General features: G+C 69.3%; 14 protein-coding genes and 1 pseudogene. 3 read left to right on the forward strand and 12 right to left on the reverse strand.

The window, feature by feature from the left end:
- Window positions 1-282: 282 nt before the first annotated feature.
- A complete protein-coding gene (locus tag MMSR116_RS00175; RefSeq protein WP_158168426.1) occupies window positions 283-1,218 on the forward strand; it encodes a L,D-transpeptidase in 936 nt (311 codons plus the stop codon).
- Between the two features lie 27 nt (window positions 1,219-1,245).
- Here MMSR116_RS00175 and glpX read toward each other — a convergent pair whose 3' ends face one another.
- The 3 genes from glpX to MMSR116_RS00190 all read right to left on the reverse strand — a co-directional run bounded on the left by glpX (window position 1,246) and on the right by MMSR116_RS00190 (window position 4,495).
- On the reverse strand, window positions 1,246-2,229 hold the full coding sequence (gene glpX, locus MMSR116_RS00180) for a class II fructose-bisphosphatase (RefSeq protein ID WP_158168428.1): 984 nt from the start codon (window positions 2,227-2,229) through the stop codon (window positions 1,246-1,248).
- Between the two features lie 153 nt (window positions 2,230-2,382).
- The gene (locus MMSR116_RS00185) at window positions 2,383-3,699 is read right to left on the reverse strand and encodes a homoserine dehydrogenase (protein WP_158168430.1); all 1,317 of its coding nucleotides are present in this window, start codon (window positions 3,697-3,699) and stop codon (window positions 2,383-2,385) included.
- A 109-nt stretch (window positions 3,700-3,808) separates the two neighbouring features.
- On the reverse strand, window positions 3,809-4,495 hold the full coding sequence (locus MMSR116_RS00190; protein ID WP_158168432.1) for a ceramidase domain-containing protein: 687 nt from the start codon (window positions 4,493-4,495) through the stop codon (window positions 3,809-3,811).
- Between the two features lie 106 nt (window positions 4,496-4,601).
- Between MMSR116_RS00190 and xth the strand changes: the two genes are divergently transcribed.
- Together xth and MMSR116_RS00200 are read left to right on the forward strand one after the other, a co-directional pair.
- Entirely contained in the window at window positions 4,602-5,396 is a 795-nt protein-coding gene (gene xth, locus MMSR116_RS00195) for an exodeoxyribonuclease III (protein ID WP_158168434.1), read from the forward strand.
- Between the two features lie 26 nt (window positions 5,397-5,422).
- Window positions 5,423-6,046 (forward strand): glutathione S-transferase family protein, encoded by a 624-nt coding sequence (locus MMSR116_RS00200; protein ID WP_158168436.1) that lies wholly within the window; start codon window positions 5,423-5,425, stop codon window positions 6,044-6,046.
- A 7-nt stretch (window positions 6,047-6,053) separates the two neighbouring features.
- Here the strand turns inward: MMSR116_RS00200 and MMSR116_RS00205 are convergent, their stop codons facing one another.
- The 9 genes and pseudogenes from MMSR116_RS00205 to poxB all read right to left on the reverse strand — a co-directional run bounded on the left by MMSR116_RS00205 (window position 6,054) and on the right by poxB (window position 17,232).
- Window positions 6,054-6,956 (reverse strand): tetratricopeptide repeat protein, encoded by a 903-nt coding sequence (locus tag MMSR116_RS00205; protein WP_158168438.1) that lies wholly within the window; start codon window positions 6,954-6,956, stop codon window positions 6,054-6,056.
- The gene (ilvD, locus tag MMSR116_RS00210) at window positions 6,943-8,673 is read right to left on the reverse strand and encodes a dihydroxy-acid dehydratase (protein ID WP_158168440.1); all 1,731 of its coding nucleotides are present in this window, start codon (window positions 8,671-8,673) and stop codon (window positions 6,943-6,945) included. The genes MMSR116_RS00205 and ilvD overlap by 14 nt, the downstream gene beginning before the upstream one ends.
- Before the next feature lie 501 nt (window positions 8,674-9,174).
- A complete protein-coding gene (gene eutC, locus MMSR116_RS00215; RefSeq protein WP_158168442.1) occupies window positions 9,175-9,966 on the reverse strand; it encodes an ethanolamine ammonia-lyase subunit EutC in 792 nt (263 codons plus the stop codon).
- Window positions 9,963-11,341: pseudogene (locus tag MMSR116_RS00220) on the reverse strand (ethanolamine ammonia-lyase subunit EutB). The gene eutC and the pseudogene MMSR116_RS00220 overlap by 4 nt, the downstream one beginning before the upstream one ends.
- Before the next feature lie 63 nt (window positions 11,342-11,404).
- Window positions 11,405-12,265: a transglutaminase-like domain-containing protein gene (locus MMSR116_RS00225; protein WP_158168444.1), complete on the reverse strand. Its 861-nt coding sequence runs from the start codon at window positions 12,263-12,265 to the stop codon at window positions 11,405-11,407.
- A 269-nt stretch (window positions 12,266-12,534) separates the two neighbouring features.
- Window positions 12,535-13,128 carry a LutC/YkgG family protein gene (locus MMSR116_RS00230; RefSeq protein ID WP_158168446.1) on the reverse strand — a complete coding sequence of 198 codons (594 nt, stop codon included), beginning with the start codon at window positions 13,126-13,128 and terminating at the stop codon, window positions 12,535-12,537.
- The gene (locus tag MMSR116_RS00235; RefSeq protein WP_158168448.1) at window positions 13,125-14,696 is read right to left on the reverse strand and encodes a lactate utilization protein B; all 1,572 of its coding nucleotides are present in this window, start codon (window positions 14,694-14,696) and stop codon (window positions 13,125-13,127) included. The genes MMSR116_RS00230 and MMSR116_RS00235 overlap by 4 nt, the downstream gene beginning before the upstream one ends.
- Complete coding sequence (locus MMSR116_RS00240) at window positions 14,693-15,436, reverse strand: (Fe-S)-binding protein (RefSeq protein WP_158168450.1); 744 nt, start codon at window positions 15,434-15,436, stop codon at window positions 14,693-14,695. The genes MMSR116_RS00235 and MMSR116_RS00240 overlap by 4 nt, the downstream gene beginning before the upstream one ends.
- 65 nt (window positions 15,437-15,501) lie before the next feature.
- A complete protein-coding gene (gene poxB, locus MMSR116_RS00245; RefSeq protein ID WP_158168452.1) occupies window positions 15,502-17,232 on the reverse strand; it encodes a ubiquinone-dependent pyruvate dehydrogenase in 1,731 nt (576 codons plus the stop codon).
- Window positions 17,233-17,317 lie beyond the last annotated feature (85 nt).

The raw sequence follows: 17,317 nt of genomic DNA on the forward strand, positions 1-17,317 counted from the left end.
GGATCACGTCCTTCGGGTGCCTCGGTTCAAGGCAGGTCGTGCCGAGCAAACGGGCGTCGGCTCGCCGGCCGGGGCGGCGCACCGTTGAGGCACAGCCGCAACACCCGTTGGGAGAAAGTGGTCGCCAGACCCTCAAGGCGGCCCGACAACGCTTGCGGCAACTTGGCGGCGATGCGCGATATTTGCTAAGCCGCGGATTGAGCTGCCCAACGACTTCGTGCCGGCCGGCTCGATCGCGCACCGTCGCACAGCCCGGTGACGCCATCCAGGGAAATTCGTACCATGTCCGCCCCAATCCGCGGCCTTCTGCTGGCCGGCTTCACACTTCTCGCGCTGGCTTCGACTGCTGAGGCCCAGGGCCGCGGCCCGGTCGCGGAGTCCGGGATCGACGGCTTCGGCGACGACGGGCAGCTCTACCAGGACCAGAACGGCGCGTATTACGTGCGGCGGGGCGACCGCTACCTGCCTTATACGGGTCGCACCGACTTCGTCCGCCCCGGCCCGCGGGCGCCGGCCGCTCCTCCGCCGGCCGCGGCCGACTTCGACGCGCCGCCGGCCGTGCCGGCCCGCCCGGGCACCGCACCGGCCGCCGAAGGCCTGTCGCCGATCGAGGCCGCGAAGGCCAAGGCCGTGCTCCGGGCGCCCGACAACGAGCCGATCGACTACGCGAAGGCCTACGGACCGGTCGCCGACGACGTCTTCCCGATCCAGGCCTTCAATTACAAGAAGATGAACCCCGCGTTCCTGCGGCAGGAGATCGCCTATCACGGGCCCTACGAGCCCGGGACGATCATCGTCGATCCCCGGGCGCACCAGCTGACGCTGGTGGAACAGAACGGCCGGGCACGGCGCTATGGAGTGGGCGTGGGCAAGCAGGGCTTCTCGTGGTCCGGCACCGCCACGGTCAACTCCAAGCAGGCATGGCCGGATTGGTATCCGCCCAAGGAGATGATCGCCCGCAGCCCGAAGCTCGCGAGCGAGGTCGACAAGCTGCAGAGCGGGCTCGGCGTGGCGGGCGGCCTGCGCAATCCGCTCGGCGCCCGGGCCATGTACCTCTGGCAGGGCAACAAGGACACGCTGTTCCGCATCCACGGCACGCTGGAGCCGTTCTCCATCGGGAAGAGCGTGTCCTCGGGCTGCATCCGGATGATCAATCAGGACGCGATCGACCTGTTCAGCCGCGTCAACGTCGGCACCAAGGTGGTCGTCCTGAACTGAGCCCAGGCGAACCGGGGCGGGCTGCGTCTAACTCAGCCCGCGCCGGTGCTCGCCGAGGATACGGCGGACGGTGCCCGCCTCGGAGCGATAGACCAGCGTCTCCGTCTGGATCCGGTCTGTCTTGAACCGCACGCCGCGCAGGAGCGCGCCGTCCGTTACGCCGGTCGCGGCAACGATGACGTCGCCGCTGGCAAGGTCGGTGAGGTCGTATTTCCGGTCGAGATCCGCGATCCCCATCTCGCTGGCCCGACGGCGCCGGTCCGGCGTGTCGAGGATCAGCCGGCCCTGCATCTGGCCGCCGATGCACCGCATGGCGGCGGCCGCGAGGACGCCCTCGGGCGCCGCGCCGGTCCCGAGATACAGGTCGATCCCGGTCTCCTCGGGACTGGCAGTGAAGATGATGCCAGCGATATCGCCGTCCGAGATCAGGCGCACGGCGGCGCCGGCGGCCCGGACCTCCGCGACCAGCGCCGCGTGCCGGGGCCGGTCGAGGATCAGCGCGGTGATCTGCTGCGGATCGACGCCCTTGGCGCGGGCCAGCGCCGCGATGTTCTCCGTGGGGCTGGCGTCGAGGTCGACGATACCCGGCCGATAGCCCGGGCCGACGGCGATCTTCTGCATGTACACGTCCGGCGCGGCGAGCAGCGAGCCGCGCTCGGCCATCGCCATCACCGCGATGGCCCCGGGCATGTCCTTCGCGCAGAGCGTCGTGCCTTCCAGCGGATCGACCGCGATGTCGACCTCGGGCCCATCGCCGCGTCCGAGCTTCTCCCCGATGAACAGCATCGGCGCCTGGTCGCGCTCGCCCTCTCCGATCACCACGGTTCCCTGGATGGGGAGAGTGTTGAGTTCGTCGCGCATCGCGTCGACCGCGGCTTGGTCGGCGGCCTTCTCGTCGCCCTTGCCGCGCAGTCGGGCGGCCGCGATCGCGGCGCGCTCCGTCACGCGCGCGAGTTCGAGGGCGAGCGTGCGTGGAACGCCGCGTTGCGCGGACCTGGGGGCGTCAGCCATCGTTTCCTGCCTTTGTCCGGGCCCGATCTTGAAGTCGGGTCCCGTTTTGAACGCCGTCGAGCGGCGGACGTTCAGCCTAAGCCCCGCTTACCGGGGCCCAATATCATGCATTAAGTCCGGGACGGCGCCCACAGGTGGGCGAATCCCCGATCGTTACTCCCGCTCGATCCGGATGACCTGCGGGGGCTCGGCGAGCAGGCCGTCAGCACCGATGGCGTCCAGGGCCGCACGGATGCTGCCCTCCGTCGCCGCATAGGTGATCAGCACAAGGGGCACCGGTCGGCCGGAGCGGCCGCGGGGATCGGTCTCAGCCCCCTCCGTGCGGCGCTGCAGGATGCTCTCCAGCGAGATCTCGCGCTCGGCCATGCGCTGGGCGACGCCCGCCGCGACCCCGGGACGGTCATGAACCGTGAGGCGGATGTAGTAGCCGCCCTCATGACGCTGCATCTCGACGCGCTCGCTGGCGCGCATCGCGGCGGCCGGTATGCCGAAGGTCGCCCGCACGATGCCGCGTGCGACGTCGGCAATGTCGGCCACCACAGCCGAGGCCGTCGCCTCACCGCCGGCACCGGGCCCGATCAGGGTCAGCTCGCCGACGGCGTCGGCGTCGATGGTCACGGCGTTGGTCACGCCCATCACCTGGGCGATGGCCGAGGATTTCGGCACCATGGTCGGGTGGACCCGCTGCTCGATCCCGGCCTCGGCGGCCTGCGCGACGCCCAGCAGCTTGATCCGGTAGCCGAGTTCGTCCGCCATGCGCAGGTCGAGGGGCTGCACCCGGGAGATGCCCTCCACCGAGACCCCCTCGGCGTCGACCGCGGTGCCGAAGGCGAGGCTCGTGAGAAGCGCAAGCTTGTGGGCCGTATCGAATCCCTCGACGTCGAAGGTCGGATCCGCCTCGGCGTAGCCCAGCGCCTGCGCGTCCTTGAGGCAGGCCTCGAACGTCAGGCCTTCGCGCTCCATGCGGCTGAGGATGTAGTTGCAGGTGCCGTTGAGGATCCCGTAGACGCGCGAAATCGTGTTGCCGGGAAGCCCTTCGCGTAGGGTCTTGATCACCGGGATCCCGCCGGCCACCGCCGCCTCGAAGGCGAGTGCGACGCCCGTCTCCTCGGCACGGGCCGCCAGCGCCGCACCGTGGCGCGCGAGGAGCGCCTTGTTGGCCGTGACAACCGGCTTGCCGGCATCGAGGGCCGCCTCGACCACGGCCTTCGCGGCGCCCTCGGCCCCGCCGATCAGCTCGACGACACAGTCGACGTCGCCCGAGCGCGCCAGGGCCACCGGATCGTCGAACCACGCGACGCCCGAGAGGTCGAGGCCCCGGTCGCGGCTGCGGTCGCGCGAGGAGACCGCGGCGACGCGGATGTCGAGGCCGGCCGCAGCGAGGGCCGCGCGGCGGCGCTCGACCATCCGGACCACCGACGCACCGACGGTGCCGAGCCCGGCGATCCCGAGGCGAAAGCTCACTGTCATGACCCCTTCCATGCCCGGGCGACCGCGATGGGACGGGCGCCCGATGCGGCGCACTTCTGCAAGAAATCCGGGCCGCCCGCAAGGAAACCGCCCGCCGCCGATGACCCGCTCATCCGGCAATCTCCCGATGCCGGATCGCCGTCGCCACGAGGGCGTAGAGTACGACGGCGTTCAGGACGTGCCAGAGGGGATGCGTGCCCGTAGCGACCACGACGCAGGCGGCCTGATCGGCGGTGCGGGCAGCGAGCGAGATCAGGAAGAGCACACCAATGCCGGCAAGCCGACGGCCGGTGCGCAACAGGCGCTCCTCCGGCCGGCCTGTCGCGGCCCAGGCCGTGCCGAACAGGGCCAGCAGCGCCGGGAGGTAGTCGATCGAGCCGTTGGTCAAACGGGAGACGTCGGTTCCGGTCAGCCCGTCGAGTGTCGGTGCCAGCGCGAAGCCGAACAGGGCAAATCCGGCGATTGCGACGGCGACCCGTAGCGGGGCCAACCTCAGGAAGCGGCGCAGGGCGAGCGCCAAGTAGGCGTAGATGAACAGCGCGATCGGGATCACGTCGGCGAGCATCGACCAGTAAACCGCCAGCGTATGGAACAGGAACGAGCCGACACCGACCACCGCGATCAGCCCGGCGAGGCCGAGGCAGATCCGGTCCGGCGGTTCGGCCTTGAACGCGCGCCACGCCGCCGCCGCGGCGGCCAGCAGGAAGGCCCCGTTGGACAACGCGTTCGCGGGCTCGGCCCAGAATCCGGCGCTGCCCCGTTCGCAATAGGCCCCGATCGGCTCGTACCAATCCATCCGGTCTCCCTAGATCCGTGACCTTGCGCCGGGATGGCGCCGGGATGGCCTTGTCAGCGCGGCGCGAAGCGCGGATGACGACCCTGCGGCGAGCGGAAGCGAGGCGATGCGGATCACCACCTGGAACGTCAATTCGATCAAGCAGCGGCTTCCGCATCTGCTCCCCTTCCTGGACGAGGCGCGGCCCGACATCGTCTGCCTGCAGGAACTGAAATGCCAGGATGAGGCCTTCCCGCGCGCCGAGGTCGAGGCGGCGGGCTACGCGGTGGAGACGCTGGGACAGAAGGCCTATAACGGCGTGGCGCTGCTGGTGCGCAAGCCGTTGGCCGTGGCCGAGGTCCGGCGCGGTCTGCCGGGCGATTCCGAGGACGAGCAGGCCCGCTACATCGAGGCTCTCGTCTCCGGACCCGAGACGCAGCCGGTGCGGGTGGCGTCGATCTATCTGCCGAACGGCAATCCGGTGGCGAGTCCGAAGTACCCCTACAAGCTGGCTTTTCTGGAGCGGCTGCGGCTGCATGCGCGCGGGCTGCTGGACGACGAGACCGCGGTGGTGCTGGCCGGCGACTACAACGTCATCCCCGAGCCGGCGGACGCGGCCGACCCCGAGGCGTGGCGCTCGGACGCCCTGTTCCTGCCGCAGAGCCGCGCGGCGTTCCGGGCCCTGCTGGCCGAAGGTTACACCGACGGCCTGCGCGCCTGCGATCCGCGGGATGGGCTCTACACGTTCTGGGACTATCAGGCCGGTTGCTGGCAGCGGAATGCCGGCATCCGCATCGACCACCTTCTCCTGTCGCCCCAGGCGGCGGATCGTCTGGTCGCGGCCTCCGTGCAGAAGCACCTGCGCGGCCTCGACAAGCCGTCGGATCATGTTCCAGTCACGGTTGAGCTATCGGCGGGCTGAGACGCCGGATCCCGGGGGACCACACGATGATCGTCTACGGCAGCAGCGTTTCGCCTTACGTGCGCAAGGTTCTCGTCGCATTGATCGAGAAGGGCATCCCGTTCGAGCATCGGCCGGTCGGCTTCCACTCAAGCGATCCGGGCTTCAGGGCGGCGAGCCCCCTCGGCAAGATCCCGGCCCTCGAGGAAGACGGCTTCCGCTTGGCCGATTCGAGCGCGATCATCGATTATGTCGAATGCCGGCATCCGCAACCGGCGCTCATCCCGACGGACGCGCAGAGCCTCGCCCGCGCCCGCTGGTTCGAGAAGTTCGGGGAATGCGAGCTGACCCGGCAGGTGCTGATCCCGTTCGTCGAGCGCTTCCTCAAGCCTCGCCTGTTCAAGACAGAGGGCGACGAGGCGCTGGCGCAGCGGACCGTCGACACGGCGCTGCCGCCGCTGTTCGACTACCTGGAGTCGCAGATCGAGGGGCCCTGCCTCGTCGCCAGCACGTTCAGCATCGCCGACATCGCCGTGGCGGCACCGTTCCACAACCTCCGCCTGGCGAAGGTCACGGTCGACGACGCGCGCTGGCCGAAGCTCGCCGCATGGGTCTCGGCGACCCTGGAGCGGCCGTCCTTCGTCGCAGCGATCGCGGCGGCGAAGGCTTGAGCGGCGGTCAGCGCCGCCGCTTGATCGAGCCCACCGTCTGGAGCTGCGTCTGGGCCTCGGCGCGGTCGTCCTCGTTGGCGGCCGCCCAGTTCTTCTCGTAGAGGGCCACGATCCAGTCGTCCTTGCGGCCTTCCGCGCCCTCCCGGGCGAGGGACAGCCACATCAGCCCTTTCACGCGCTGGACGGGGATACCGCCGAGGCCGTTGACCAGCATGTCGCCGAGCAGCGCCTGCGCGGGGTGATGGCCCTTCTCGGCGGCGAGGTTGAACCAGCGCGCGGCCTGCCGCGGATCGGCCTCGACGCCGGTGCCGTCGAGATAGAGCCGGGCGAGGTTGTACTGCGCGTTGGGGTCGCCGTAGTAGGACGCCGCGTAGTTGAACATGTCGTAGGCGCGCTCGGGGTTCGGGCGCACGTAACTGCCTTTGATCCCCTCCAGGAAGTAGGTGCCCAGCGCCGTGAAGGCGCTGCCCAGAACCGCGGAGTTTTGCGGATCGGGCCCGTCATCGGTGCTGGCATCGGCGATCCGGGAGAAGAACTCGAACGCCTTCAGGTCGTCATGCGGCACGCCGTCGCCGTCCGCGTACATCCGGCCGAGCTTCCACAGGGCCAAGGCATGGCCCTGGCCGGCCGCGTATTCGAGCGCCCGGGCGGCGCCCTGCTTGTCGCCGGCATTGTACTCGCGCATCCCGGCCCGGAGCGCGTCCTTGGCCGAGCGGTAGCTCTTGTCCGCGACGGGCACCTGGACGGGCGTGCGCACGTTTGCGTCGAGGGCGTGGGGCGCACCGGCCGGCAGCGCGATCGCGATGAATGCCCAGGCGGCGACGGCGATCATCCTGGCAGACCGGAACCGACCGGGATCGGCCCCGGCCGGCGCCCTGCGCCGGCTGAGGTCAGTCCTAGACGTCCGCATAGGTCTGCGTCTCCTTGGCACCTCCCGGATGGGTGACGGCGCCGTACAGGGCGGGCCCGACGCCCTGCGCGTATTTCCAGAGATAGCCCGAGGTCGCGGTGTTGGTCCGCGGCGTCCAAGCCTTGCGCCGTTCGGCGAGCTCGTCATCCGACAGGGCGACGCTGAGCGTGCCCTGGATGGCGTCGAGGGTGATCACGTCGCCGTCGCGGATCAGGCCGATCGGTCCGCCCACGGCCGCCTCGGGCCCGACATGGCCGACGCAGAAGCCGCGCGTGGCGCCGGAGAAGCGCCCGTCGGTGATGAGGGCGACCTTGTCGCCCATCCCCTGCCCGTAGAGGGCCGCGGTGGTGGACAGCATCTCGCGCATGCCGGGGCCGCCGCGGGGCCCCTCGTAGCGGATGACGAGCACGTCGCCTTCCTTGTAGGCGCGTGTCTGCACGGCCTCGAAGCAGGCTTCCTCGCCGTCGAACACGCGGGCCGGGCCGGTGAAGACCTGCTTCTCGGCCGGGATGCCGGCGACCTTCACGATCGCGCCCTCGGGGGCAAGGTTGCCCTTCAGGCCGACGACGCCGCCGGTCGGGGTGATCGGCTTGTTGGCCGGGTAGACGACGTCCTGGTCCGGGTTCCAGGTCACCCGGTCCATGTTCTCCGCGATGGTGCGGCCGGTGACCGTCAGGCAGTCGCCGTGCATGAAGCCGTGGTCGAGGAGTGTCTTCATCAGCAGCGGGATGCCGCCGACCTCGAACATGTCCTTGGCGACGTAGCGCCCGCCGGGCTTCAGATCGGCGATGTAAGGGGTGCGCCGGAAGATCTCGGCCACGTCGAACAGCGTGAACGCGATGCCGCACTCGTGGGCGATGGCCGGCAGGTGCAGGGCCGCGTTGGTCGAGCCGCCCGAGGCGGCAACCACCGTGGCGGCGTTCTCCAGGGCCTTGCGGGTGACGATGTCGCGCGGGCGGATCTGCTTGGCGAGCAGCTCCATCACCTTCTCGCCGGCGGTGGCGCAGAACTTGTCGCGGATCTCGTAGGGGGCCGGGGCGCCGGCCGAGTAGGGCAGCGCCAGGCCGATCGCCTCGGACACGGTCGCCATGGTGTTGGCGGTGAACTGCGCGCCGCAGGCGCCGGCCGAGGGGCAGGCGACCTGCTCCAGCTCGTCGAGATCCTCCAGGCTCATGTCGCCGACCGCGACCTTGCCGACCGCCTCGAACAGGTCCTGCACGGTCACCGGCTTGCCGCGGAACGAGCCGGGCAGGATCGAGCCGCCGTAGATGAAGATCGACGGGACGTTGAGGCGCACCATCGCCATCATCATGCCGGGCAGCGACTTGTCGCAGCCGGCGAGGCCGACGAGGGCGTCGTAGGCGTGCCCGCGCATGGTCAGCTCGACCGAGTCGGCGATGACTTCCCGGGACGGCAGGGAGGCGCGCATCCCGCCATGGCCCATGGCAATGCCGTCGGTGACCGTGATGGTGCAGAACTCGCGCGGCGTGCCGTTGGCCGCAGCGACGCCCTTCTTCACCGCCTGCGCTTGGCGCATCAGCGAGATGTTGCAGGGCGCAGCCTCGTTCCAGCAGGAGGCGACGCCGACCAGCGGCTGGTGGATCTGCTCGCGGGTCAGACCCATGGCGTAGAGATAGGAACGGTGCGGGGCGCGGTCCGGCCCCTCCGTGACGTGGCGGCTCGGCAGCTTCGACTTGTCGTTCAAACGCGTCACCATGACCTCAGACAAAGCCTTCGCGCAGCCAATCCCGAGGGTGCGAGAGACCGCGGCACACCGCCGTTCGCGATGTGCCGGAAAAGCCGTCCGCGTCTCGGGAAGTCCCCGTTTCCGATCGGTAAATCGTTGTCGAAATTGTCGTTTACCGCGGTTGTTGAGGTGGGCCCCGACTATGGCGGGATCGCGGCGTTTACGGGCAGGTCTGAGGGCGGAGCCGGGATCGTTTTACGGTGTTGCGACCCCGCCACAGCCACGCTTACGGTGTTTTCGCCGCGTTGGAGAAGATTAAGGATAATTCCGCCGCGATCGCCGATGGCGTCGAGATACCAAGACTTCTCTGACGATGCCGCGCGCTTCCCAGCCGCAAAGCGCGGCGGACGCGACGCAGTCGCTCCCCGGCGATGCTGGGACGTGACTACTTGAGGCGTCCGGGCGGCCGGACCTGATTTGTGCCGAAGCTTCCACCGCGCCGTCGGACCGGCACGGAGTTCGCGACGACATCTATGCCGATGGGTGCGCCGGACCGGGCAGAACCGAGGCGGCGGTCGCGTCAATCAGGGCGCGGTCGCTCTCGTCCTTGAGCGTCACCCCGGTGAGGCAGACAGCCAGCGCGCGATCGAGCAGCCAGTGAAGCTTGAACGCCGCGCGATCGTGCGTCAGCCCGGCTGGCCGCACGTTCGAGATGCAGTTGCGCTCGGCATCCGAGCGGCCCGCCCGGGGACCGAAGGTGAGATAGATGCCGAGGCTGTCGGGGGACGAGAGGCCCGGGCGCTCGCCGATCAGCACGGCGACTGCGCGGGCGCCAAGGGCGTGGCCGATCTCGTCGCCGAGAGCGACCCGCGCCTGCCGGGCGATGACGACCGGTGCCAGCGTCCATCCGGCCTTGTCGACGAGCGGCTTGAACGCCGAAACCAGCGGCGCGGCGTTCTCATGCACCGCCCGAGCCGAGAGGCCGTCCGCGACCACGATGGCGAGGTCGGCCTTGGCAGCCCGGGCCTCGAGCACGGCGCGATCCTCGGTGGCGAGCCTGCGGCCGAGATCAGGCCGGCGCAGATAGGTCGCCCGATCGGGCGCCTGCGAACCGACCGTCAGCGGAGCGAGACCGAGATCCGTGAGGGCGCGGGTGAGCGCCGGCTCGTCGAGAGGCGCATGGACCGCGTCGCGGGCCTGCGCGTGGTCGAGTCCGAAGCGCAGCACCTCCCGGGTCGGCAGGCCGCTGCCGGCGCGGCCGAGGCCGATCCGGGCGGGCGTCAGGCCGGCGAGCCGACTCCAGATCGCGGCCGGGTCGCTCATGCCGCGAGGTCCGGCGCGGATGTCAGGAGCGGCGCTTCGGCACCCGGGACCAAGGCACCGGTCCCGTCCGTGAGGCCGAGCGCGTGCAGCCAAGCCTCGAATTCGGGCGCGCGCTTCAGGCCGAGCACCTCGCGCAGGTAGAGGGAGTCGTGGAACGATGTGGATTGGTAGTTCAGCATCACGTCGTCGGCCCCCGGCACGCCCATGATGTAGGTGCAGCCGGCCGCCCCGAGGAGCGTCAGCAGCGTGTCCATGTCGTCCTGATCGGCCTCGGCGTGGTTCGTGTAGCAGACGTCGACACCGAGGGGCACGCCCATGAGCTTGCCGCAGAAGTGATCCTCCAGGCCCGCCCGAATGATTTCCTTGCCGTCGTAGAGGTATTCCGGGCCGATGAAGCCCACGACGGTGTTGACCAGAAGCGGCCGGAACGCCCGTGCCACCGCGTAGGCCCGCGCCTCCAGCGTCTGCTGGTCGATGCCGTGATGGGCGTCTGCCGAGAGCGCCGAGCCCTGGCCGGTCTCGAAGTACATGCAGTTGTCGCCGAGCGCCCCCGTCTGAGGGCGAGCGCGGCCTCGTGCGCCTCCTTCAGGATGGGCAGCGTGACGCCGAAGCTGGCATTGGCCTTCTCGGTTCCGGCGATCGACTGGAAGACGAGGTCGACCGGCAGGCCCTGCTCCATGGCGGCGAGCGTCGTGGTGACGTGCGTCAACACGCAGGATTGGGTCGGGATCGCGTGCCGGCAGATCAGCGTATCCAGAAGCTGGAGCAGATCACCGATTGCCTGCACGGAATCGGAGGCCGGGTTGATGCCGATCACGGCATCGCCGCAGCCGAGCGCCAGACCGTCGAGGACCGCGGCCGTGATCCCCTTCGGATCGTCTGTCGGGTGGTTCGGCTGCAGGCGTACCGCCAGGGTGCCGGGCAGACCGATCGTGTTGCGGAAGCGGGTCACCACCCGGCATTTCCGCGCCACCGAGATCAGATCCTGATTGCGCATGATCTTGGAGACCGCGGCGGCGATCTCGGGGGTGATCCCCGGGGCGATCCGGGTCAACGTCTCCGTCGAAGCGGTGAGCAGGAATTCCCGGAAGTCACCCACGGTGAGGTGTGCGATCTCCTGGAACGACGCGGCGTCGTGCCCGTCCAGGATGAGCCGGGTGACGTCGTCGCTCTCGTAGGGGATCAGCGGCCGCGCCAGGATGTCGGCGACCGGAACCTCCGCGAGGCACCAGCGTGCGGCGGCGTTCTCCTCCGCGGACTCGGCCGCGATTCCGGCGAGGCGATCACCGGATCGGACCGGGGTCGCCTTGGCCATGAGCGCCGCGAGGTCCGCGAAGGCGTGGGTGCGGGGGCCGACGACGTGACGATAGGCCATGCGGTTCGCTCCCGGGCAGGATCACCGGATCACAGGATAGGGCGATCCGGGGCCGATGTCCGCTCAGGCCGCGCCGGCATGGGGCGCCGGGATCTCGGTCGAAATCGCATCCACCGTCCGGGGCATCGGGCTGCCCTGCCCGTCCGTGCGCTGGATGCGGACCTGCTGGTTGACCGGCTGCATGTTGCCGAAGGGCGTGGAGAAGGCGATCTCGGCGGCATCCCGCCCGACGCCGATGCGGACCAGACCGTCGAGATCGGCCTGGCGGGTGGCGTCGAACAGCCACCAGCGGCCGTCGAGATAGGCCTCGAACACCGCGTGGAAGTCGCTGGGGACGAGGCCGTGGGCGTAGCAGCTCACGAAGCGCGCCGGGATGCCCAGTGCCCGGCAGAAGGCCGTGCCGATATGCGCGAAGTCCCGGCAGACGCCGGCCCGCTTCAGCAGCGATTCGTCCGCGGTGGTCTCACCGTCGCTGGTGCCGGGCTGATAGGTGATGTGGTCGTGGATCCAGTTGCAGATCTGGTTGACCCGGGCATGCCCCTTCGGCAGGGCGCCGAACTCGGCCTGCGCGAACGGGGTCAGCCGGTCGGAGGAGACGAAGCGACTCGGCAGCAGGAACGGCAGGATATCGAGAGGCAATTGCCCGATCGGCGTCTCGTTGATGGTCGCCGGATCAGCCCGGTGCACCGTGAGGTCGACCTCGGCATTGTACTCCAGCGCGAACTGGCCGGTCGGCACGTTGACGCCGAGATAGCGGTTCTGCAGGTCGGGCGTGACGTAGAGATCGCGCTTCAGATTCGGCGTCAGGACCAAGCTCTCGCTCAGGATCTCGACGCTCTTCAGCTTGGCCACCTCCAGGTTGAAGATGAAGGTGGTGTCCGAGAGGATGTTGTAGGACAGGCTGCAACCAAGCGTGTAGCGCATCGGATCTCCTTGCCGGACGACGGCCTCTCCATCGTCCAAGCAAGGGACGCGCCTGAAGCGAAGTTCCGGCGCGCGGATCCTCTTTCGGAGCCGATCCGCGCGCGATTCGAAATCCAGGCCGCGCTCTCATCCTGAGGTGCCCACGTCTGCGGGCCTCGAAGGAGCCTCCAGGGATCGCATGGCGGGCTGGAAAGCTCCTTCGAGGCCTGCGCTGCGCTCCGGCACCCCAGGATGAGGGCGTGGGGTGGGACACCGGATCAGACGTGTTCTCAGGCGCCTCTCGGCAGCAACAGAACCGTCAGCGACCGCACGCCCTGCGCGCCGTGGATCAGCACGCCCTCGATGTCGGCGGTCGCGGAGGGGCCGGTGTGCAGCACCGCGTAGGCCGAATTGCCGAATTCGGGTCGGCGATAGGCCGCCTGGACGTTCGGCAGGATGTCGGCGGGATCGAGCAGCACGACGAGGTGCTGGGCGAGGTAGGCCACCGCGTTCACGATGAGCTGGTCCTGGGTGAACAGGACCGAGCCGGTTTCGGCGATTCCGAAGACCGCGCGGACCACCGCGATGTCGACGTCCTCGACCTCCTGCGGGGCACGAATGCCGCGCAGGTCGCGGTTTCCGGCGAGTTCCGGCACCGCCGAGGCGACGACCTTGGCGGCGTCGAGCCGCTCGCGCACGGCCGCGAAGACGTCGTCGGCGCCGGGCTCGGCCATCCGGCCGCCCATGCGCTTCAGCCGCTCACCGAACTCCGTCAAGCGATCGTCACCGATCAGCGGCGCGAAGATCGGAACCTCGGGCAGCGGGAAATCGCCCGCCGGCCGGTTCCTGCGGATGTCGGCCAGGATGGCGTCGCGGGCGCTCATCGACCCGTGTCCTTCATGCGGTTCTGCTTGTACCACGCGTGGAAGGTCTGGCGCGGGGCGTCGGGCATCTCGCGCTTCTTCCCCCAGGTGTTGAGCGGGTTGTAGACGGCGAAGCGCGGCAGCACCTTGAGGGCGGAATCCGCCGCGCCGATCGCCGCCCGGTAGGCCGCCGGGCGCGACAGCACCGCGCCTGCAGCCTTCATCATGCCTTGCTTGAGCGCCGGGATCTGGTGCTCCTCGACCAAGACCTTGCGCCACGCGAAGATCTGCTCGTGGATGTTGATCTTCACCGGGCAGACGTTGGTGCAGGACCCGTTCATCGTCGAGGAGAACGGCAGCGTCGAGTACTTCCGCTTGTTGAAGGTCGGATCGATGATCAGGCCGATCGGCCCCGAATACGTCGCCCCGTACGACAGACCGCCCGAGCGGCGGTAGACCGGGCAGGTGTTCATGCAGGCGCCGCAGCGGATGCATTTCAAGGAAGTCCAGAATTCCTCCATGCCGAGCCTCTCGGAGCGGCCGTTATCGACCAGCACCATGTGCATCTCGGTGCCCGCCCGCGGCGCGCGGAAATGCGAGGTGTACTGGGTGATGGGCGAGCCGAGCGCCGAGCGCGACAGCAGGCGGATGAAGACACCGAGGTGCTCGACCTTCGGGATGATCTTCTCGATGCCGATCGAGTGGATCTGCAGCGGCGGCACGTTGCCGGACAGGTCGGCATTGCCCTCGTTCGTGCAGGTGACCACCGAGCCGGTCTCCGCGATGGCGAAGTTGCACCCGGTCATGCCGGCATCGGCCTTCAGGATGTAGGGCCGGGTCGTCTCCCGCTGACTCTCGGCGAGATAGTGGGCGTCATCGTTGTCGGGGTCGGTGCCGAGCGTCTTGGCGAAGACCTCTGCCACGTCCATCCGGGTCTTGTGGACCGCCGGAGCCACGACGTGGCTGGGCTCCTCGTTGTCGAGCTGCTGGATCCGCTCGCCGAGATCCGTCTCGATCACCTCGATCCCGTTGGCCGCCATGTGGTGGCGGAAGCCGCACTCCTCGGTGAGCATCGACTTCGACTTGACCAGCGTCCGGGCGCCGTGGCTGCGCAGGATCTCCAGGACGATCCGGTTGTGATCGGCGCCGTCCTTCGCCCAGTGGACGTGGACGCCGTTGGCCTTCGCGGCCGCCTCGAACTGCTCGAGGTAGCGGTCGAGGTGGCTGAGCGTGTGGGTCTTGATCTGCGAGGCGAGCTCGCGCAGCTCCTCCCACTCGGGGATGCCGTGCGCGGAGGCGTCGCGCTTCTTGCGCAGATCCCACAGGCGCTCGTCGTGGGCGGCCTGGTGCAGGGGCGCGGCGAGGAAGCGCTCGGCGGCCTCGGCCTGGTTGATCGGGCGATCGCCGCGGATCTTGGCGCCGCGGGGCTGCGGCTCGCGGACCTTCGGGGCGCGGATCGGCTTCGAGGCGGCCTCGGCGTGCTGGAGCCGGGCTCCGTCCTGGGAGCGCTCGCTCTCGTCGTGGCGGGCGCGCACCTCAGGATGGATGACGCCCTCGCGCTCGCGCGGGTTGAGATCCTCGGCGCTCATGCGGCGGCTCCGTTCAGCACCTGCGCGATGTGAATGTACTTGAGCGGCAGACCCAGGCGCTCGGCGCAGCCCTTCTGGTGCATCAGGCACGAGGAATCCGCCGACACGACGTACTGGGCGCCGGCCCGGTTCTGATCGGCGACCTTGTCGTAGCCCATCTTGGCCGAGACCGCGGGCTCGAACACCGAGAAGGTGCCGCCGAAGCCGCAGCATTCGTCGGGCCGGGCGAGGTCGACCAGTTCGACACCGTCGACGAGGCGCAGAAGGTCCAGGGGCTTCGAATAATAGGGCTTCACCAGTTCGGACGGCCGCGCGTGATGGATGCCGCGCAGGGCGTTGCAGTTGGTGTGGTAGGCGACCTTGTGGGGAAAGCGCGCCCAGGGGAGCGACTCCACCTCGAGGACGTCGTGCAGGAACTCCACCAGCTCGTAGGTGCTGGCACGAACGTGGCGGACTTCGTCGGTCTGCGGGATCGCGGTCAGGTGCTCGCGGACCTGATGGACACAGGATCCGGAGGGCGCCACGACGTAGTCGAAGCCGGAGAAGTTCTTCACGAACAGCGCTTCGGTGGCGGCCGCCTCGGCATGGCAGCCGGTGTTGGTCATGGGCTGTCCGCAACAGGTCTGGTCGAACGGGTATTCGACCGTGCAACCGAGCCGCTCCAGCAGCTCCAGCGTGGCAATCCCGACCTCCGGTTCGAAGGCGTCGACGTAGCACGGCACGAACAGGCCGACCCGCATGGTCCGGCACCTCCCTGGATCGCCATTCCACTGGTCTGGAACGGTTCGAGACTGATCCAGAGGGTCTACCGGATGAGGTTGGTCTTGGCGAGGTCGAGGACCGCGTCACCGCGTCCGTCCATGACGGCGCGCAGGACATAGAGGCTGAAGCCCTTCACCTGCTGCCCGTCGATCTTCGGCGGCATCGAAAGCTCGTTCCGCGCGGTGCGCACGTCGAGGAGTGACGGACCGTCGAAAGCCAGGAATTCGCGCATCGCGTTCGGCAACTCCGCCGGATCCTCGACCCGGATGGCGAAGATGCCGGCCGCCCGCGACATCGCGGCAAAGTCCGGGTTGTCGAGGGCGACCCCGGTCTCGAGGTAGCCCGCGGCCTTCATCTCCAATTCGACGAAGCCGAGGGTGCCGTTGTTGAACACGACGACCTTCAGCGGCAGGCGGTGCTGCCGCAGGGTGAGGAAGTCGCCCATCAGCATGGCGAAGCCACCGTCGCCGCAGAGGGCGATCACCTGCCGGTCCCGCTGGCAGGCCTGCGCGCCGATGCCCTGCGACAGGGCGTTGGCCATGGAGCCGTGCACCCAGGAGCCGAGGAGCCTGCGCCGCCCGTTCATGGCGAGGTAGCGCGCCGCCCAGATGGTCGGCGTGCCGACATCGGCGGTGAAGACGGCGTCGTCCGCCGCCGCCTCGCTGATCGTGCGGGCGAGGTATTGCGGGTGCAGGGGACCGCTGGGCTTGCCGGTGGCGAGTTCGTCGAGGTCCGCGCGCGCCTTGGCGTAATGCTTGAGGCTGGCGTCGAGGAACGACCGGTCGGTCTTGGCCTTGAGCCGCGGCAGCAGCGTCCGGAGCGTCGCGCCGACATCGCCCACGAGACCGAGCTCGATCCGGCAGCGGCGCCCGAGTTCGGACGGGCGCAGATCGACCTGCGCCACCTTGGCATCCTGCGGGTAGAACTGCTTGTAGGGGAAGCCGGTGCCGAGCATCAGGAGCGTGTCGCAGGCCATCATGGCCGCGTAGCCCGACGAGAAGCCGATCAGACCCGTCATGCCGACGTCGTAGGGGTTGTCGAACTCGACGAACTCCTTGCCGCCCAGCGCGTGGACGATCGGGCTCTTCAGCGCGTCGGCGAGCTGGAGAAGCTCGCTATGGGCGCCCGCGCAGCCGCGCCCGCAGAGCAGCGTCACCCGCTTGCCGGCGTTGAGCATGGCGGCGAGGGCGTCGAGCTCCGCGTCCGCCGGGCGCACCACCGGCTTGGCAGGGACGAGGCCCGCGCGGGGCGCCAGGGGCCGCTTGGGCGCGTCGCGCAGGGCGACGTCGCCCGGAATGACGATGACCGCGACGCCCCCCTCCCCCACCGCGGCGCGGATCGCGTTCTCGAGGACGAACGGCATCTGCGCCGGATCGGAAACCATCTCGCAGTAATGGCTGCAGTCGCGGAACAGCGCGGTGGGATTCGTCTCCTGGAAATAGCCGGAGCCGATCTCCGCCGAGGGGATATGGGCCGCGATCGCCAGGACCGGGCTCCGGCTGCGATGGGCGTCGTAGAGGCCGTTGATCAGGTGCAGGTTGCCCGGCCCGCACGATCCCGCGCAGACGGCGAGGCGACCGGTGACCTGCGCCTCCCCTGCCGCCGCGAAGGCCGCGGATTCCTCGTGGCGGGTGTGGATCCAGTCGATGCGTCCGCGGGCCCGCAGCGCCTCGGTTATGCCGTTCAAGCTGTCGCCGACGACGCCGTAGACGCGGGAAACGCCGGCCTCCTGCAGGGTCTCGGCGACGACGTCGGCCACGTTGGTGATGCGCATGGTCGGGCTCCGCGTTCGGCTTCCTGCCGACAAGTGGAACCCGCCGCCCGGAAGTCACGATCCCGGACTGTCGGCCGAACCTGCC

Origin of the sequence: Methylobacterium mesophilicum SR1.6/6 (assembly GCF_000364445.2) — a bacterium.
GTDB classification, from domain to species: Bacteria; Pseudomonadota; Alphaproteobacteria; order Rhizobiales; family Beijerinckiaceae; genus Methylobacterium; species Methylobacterium mesophilicum_A.